This is a genomic window from Streptomyces sp. NPDC002958 (assembly GCF_055563255.1).
This window is the reverse complement of the sequence record NZ_JBVHDS010000069.1, coordinates 1-3,908: the sequence shown is the minus strand read 5'-3', so window position 1 is coordinate 3,908 and position 3,908 is coordinate 1. Positions and strand designations below refer to the sequence as shown.

1 protein-coding gene is annotated in these 3,908 nt (G+C 73.7%); it reads right to left on the bottom strand.

Translation table 11 applies throughout. The features are described from left to right. Nucleotides 1-3,890: SDR family NAD(P)-dependent oxidoreductase (locus tag ACZ3IC_RS34055; protein WP_467422580.1), on the bottom strand; the 3,890-nt coding region annotated here is incomplete at its 3' end. Nucleotides 3,891-3,908 lie beyond the last annotated feature (18 nt).

Genomic DNA, 3,908 nt, shown 5'->3' with positions numbered 1-3,908 from the left:
CCGGCGGCGGCCTGGGTGTGGCCGATGTTGGACTTGATGGAGCCCAGTCGCAGCGGGCCCTCGGAGCGTTCCTGGCCGTAGGTGGCGAGCAGTGCTTGCGCCTCGATGGGGTCGCCGAGCGGGGTGCCCGTGCCGTGGCCCTCGACCACATCGACCTCGGCGGCCGTCACGCGTGCATTCGCGAGGGCCTGGCGGATGACGCGTTCCTGCGAGGGGCCGTTGGGGGCGGTGAGGCCGTTGGAGGCGCCGTCCTGGTTGATGGCGCTGCCCCGGATGACACCGAGCACGCGGTGCCCGTTGCGGCGGGCGTCCGACAGGCGCTCCAGGACCAGCAGGCCCGCGCCTTCCGCCCAGCCGACGCCGTCGGCTCCGGCCGCGTACGCCTTGCACCGGCCGTCCGGGGACAACCCGCGCTGGCGGCTGAACTCGACGAACACGCTCGGCCTGGCCAGGACGGTGACGCCACCGACCAGGGCGAGCGAGCACTCCTTGGCCCGCAGCGACTTGAGGGCGAGGTCCACGGCGACGAGCGACGAGGAGCAGGCCGTGTCGACCGTGACCGCCGGGCCCTCGAAGCCGAAGGTGTAGCTGAGCCGTCCGGAGGCCACGCTGCCCGCGGAGGCGATGGTCATGTACCCCTCGATCTCCGCACGCCGGTCGCTCTGACCCGCGACGAAGCCGTAGTCCGAGTACATGACCCCGCAGAAGACACCCGTGTCACTGCCACGCAGGCGGGTGACGTCGATGCCGGCGTCCTCGAACGCCTCCCATGCCGTTTCCAGCAGCAGTCGCTGCTGCGGGTCGATGGCGACGGCCTCGCGGGGCCCGATGCCGAAGAACGCGGCATCGAACTCACCGGCACCGTGCACGAATCCGCCCTCGCGGGTGTACGAGGTCCCCGCGTGGTCGGGGTCCTCGTCGAACAACCCGTCGAGGTCCCAGCCACGGTCCTGCGGGAACTCGGAGATCCCGACCCGGCCCGCGGCCACGAACTGCCACAGCTCCTCGGGCGAGTTCACTCCGCCCGGGTAGCGGCAGCCCATGCCGACGATGGCGTACGGCTCTTCGTACTCGGCCCCGGTCTGCGCCGCCTGCACGACGGGCTTGCGGGCCGGCTCCGCCCCGGCGACCTGCGCGAGCAGCAGCCGGGCCACGGCGGCCGGGGTGGGGTGGTCGAAGATGAGCGTGGAGGGCAGTCGCACGCCGCTGGCCTGAGTGAGGCGGTTGCGCAGTTCGACGGCGCCGAGCGAGTCGAACCCGAGCTCCCTGAAGGCCCGTTCCGGATCGATGCCGTGGGGCGAGGCGTGGCCGAGTACGGCCGCGACCTGCGCCTGCACCAGCTCCAGGACGATCTGTGGACGGTCGGCCTCGGCCGCCGCGGCGATCCGCTGGGCGAGTGAACCGCTTCCGGCGCCCTCGGCCCGGCGGACCGGAACCCGTACGAGTCCGCGCAGGAGGGCGGGGAGCAGCCCGGACCGGGCCTGGGCGCGCAGCGCCGACTGGTCGAACAGTACGGGTGCCAGCAGGGCGGCACCGATCTGCTGTGCCCGGTCGAAGAGGCGGAGCCCGAGCTCGGCGGGCAGGGCGGTGATGCCCATGCGGGCGAGGAGCGCGAGTTCGGCCGCACCGAGGGTGTCGCCCATGCCGCCTGCCTCGGCCCACAGGCCCCAGGCGAGGGAGGTGGCCGGCCGCCCGGCCGCCCGCCGGTGTGCGGCGAGGGCGTCGAGGGTGGCGTTGGCGGCGGCGTAGTTGCCCTGGCCCGGGGTGCCGATGAGGGCGGCGACGGAGGAGAACAGCACGAAGGAGGACAGGTCGACGTCGGCGGTCAGCTCGTCGAGGTGGAGCGCGGCGTCGACCTTCGGGGCGAGTACCCGCTCCACCTGGGCGGTGGTGAGGGACTCGATGGTGGCGTCGTCGAGGACGCCGGCGGCGTGCACGACCGCGGTGAGCGGGCGCTCCAGCGAGCCGATCAGGTCCGCGAGTTGAGCACGGTCGGTGACGTCGCAGGCGGCGACGTCGACCTGCGCGCCCAGCTCGGTCAGTTCCGTCACCAGCTCGGCGACGCCGTCGGCGGCGGAGCCGCGACGGCTCACCAGCAGCAGGTGCCGGGCTCCGTACGCCTCCACGTAGTGCTTCGCGAACAGCGCGCCCAGGCCACCCGTACCACCGGTGATGAGCACGGTCCCGTTCACGTCGAGAGCGCGCGCCCCGGTCGCCACCGTGGTCTCGGCCGCGCCGACACGGGGGGCCAGGGTGCGGCCGTCGCGGAGGGCGAGTTGGGGTTCGTCCAGTCCGGCGAGTGCGGCCCAGTCGAGGGTGGTGGTGTCGGTGTCGTGCTCGAGGTCGATGAGGAGGAAGCGGCCGGGGTGTTCGGACTGGGCGCTGCGGACGAGTCCCCAGACCGGGGCCTGTGCCAGGTCGGGGGCCTCGCCCTGGGCGGCCGCGATGCCGCCCCGGGTGACCACGATCAGGCGGGCATCGGCGAGTGCGTCGACCGCCAGCCACTGCTGGAGCAGGGCGAGGGCCCACAGGGTTGTCTCACGGACCGAGGACGTGGCCGCGGCCGGGACGACGACCGCCTCGGGCACCTCGGCACCGGCGGCGACGGCCTCGGCCAGCTCGGCCAGGTCCGCGTACCCCTCGCCCAGGACCACCGTGCGCGGCGGCCCGGCGGCACCGGCGGTCGGCGCCGGCACCCAGTTCACCTGGTAGAGGGGGTCGGTACCGCCCTGGCCCGACTGCTCCAGCCGCGCCGCGTCAACGGCGCGGAAGGTGAGGGTGTCCACGCTCGCGACGGGCGCGCCGTCGGCGTCGGCGAGGTCGATCCGCAGCGCGTTCTCGCCCACGGGGGCGATCCGCACACGGATCCGGGCACCCGCCGTCCGCGTCAGGCTCACACCCGACCAGGCGAAGGGCAGGGCGGCGGCGGAGTCGCCCGAACCGCCGTCGAGCCACTCGAGGCCGCCGTGCAGGGCGGCGTCCAGCAGTGCCGGGTGGATGCCGAAGCCATCGAGGGGGGTCCCCTCGGGGAGGGCGACCTCCGCAAACACGGCATCGTCGGTGCGCCAGGCGGTCTGGACACCCTGGAAGCACGGTCCGTACTCGTACCCGGCGTCCGCCAGCTCCGTGTACAGGTTGTCCACTGCCACGGGGACGGCTCCGGCGGGCGGCCAGGCGGTGGGGAGCTCCCGGGCCGGTGCGGCGGGCCCGGCCGTCAGCCGGCCGCGCGCGTGACACACGGCCTGCGCGATGCCGGTGTCGTCGCCGCCCGTGTGGGGGCGGGTGTAGACGGCGACGTCGCGGTGTCCGTCCTCATCGGGTTCTCCGATGGTGACCTGGAGCTGGCGGGCGGTGTCGGTGTCCAGCACGAGGGGTGCTTCGAGTACGAGTTCCTCGAGTGCGGGAGTTCCGATGTGTCGGCCGGCGGAGAGTGCGAGCTCGACCAGGGCGGCACCGGGCACGATCAGCGCGCCGAGGACGATGTGGTCCTCGGTCCAGGGCTGGGACTCGCGGGAGATGCGCCCGGAGAACAGCCAGCTGTCCCCGGTGCCCACCTGCACGGCGGCAGCCAGCACGGGGTGTCCGAACCGGCCCAGACCAGCGGCACTCAGGTCGCCGGAACCGCCACCGGAGGCCACCCAGTACCGGTCGCGCTGGAAGGCGTACGTGGGCAGAGCAATGCGGGTGGCGCCGGTGTTGGTGTAGTACGTGTTCCAGTCGACGGGGATACCGGCGATGTGGGCGTGTCCGAGGAAGGCGGCAAACACGTGCGCCTCGGGCTGGCGGGCGCGGAGGGCCGGGGCGAGGACGGTCCCGTCCTCGTCCTCGAGGCACTGACGCGTGAGCGCGGTCAGGATGCCGTCGGGCCCGAGCTCCAAGTAGCGGGTCACGCCCTGGTTGTGGAGGGT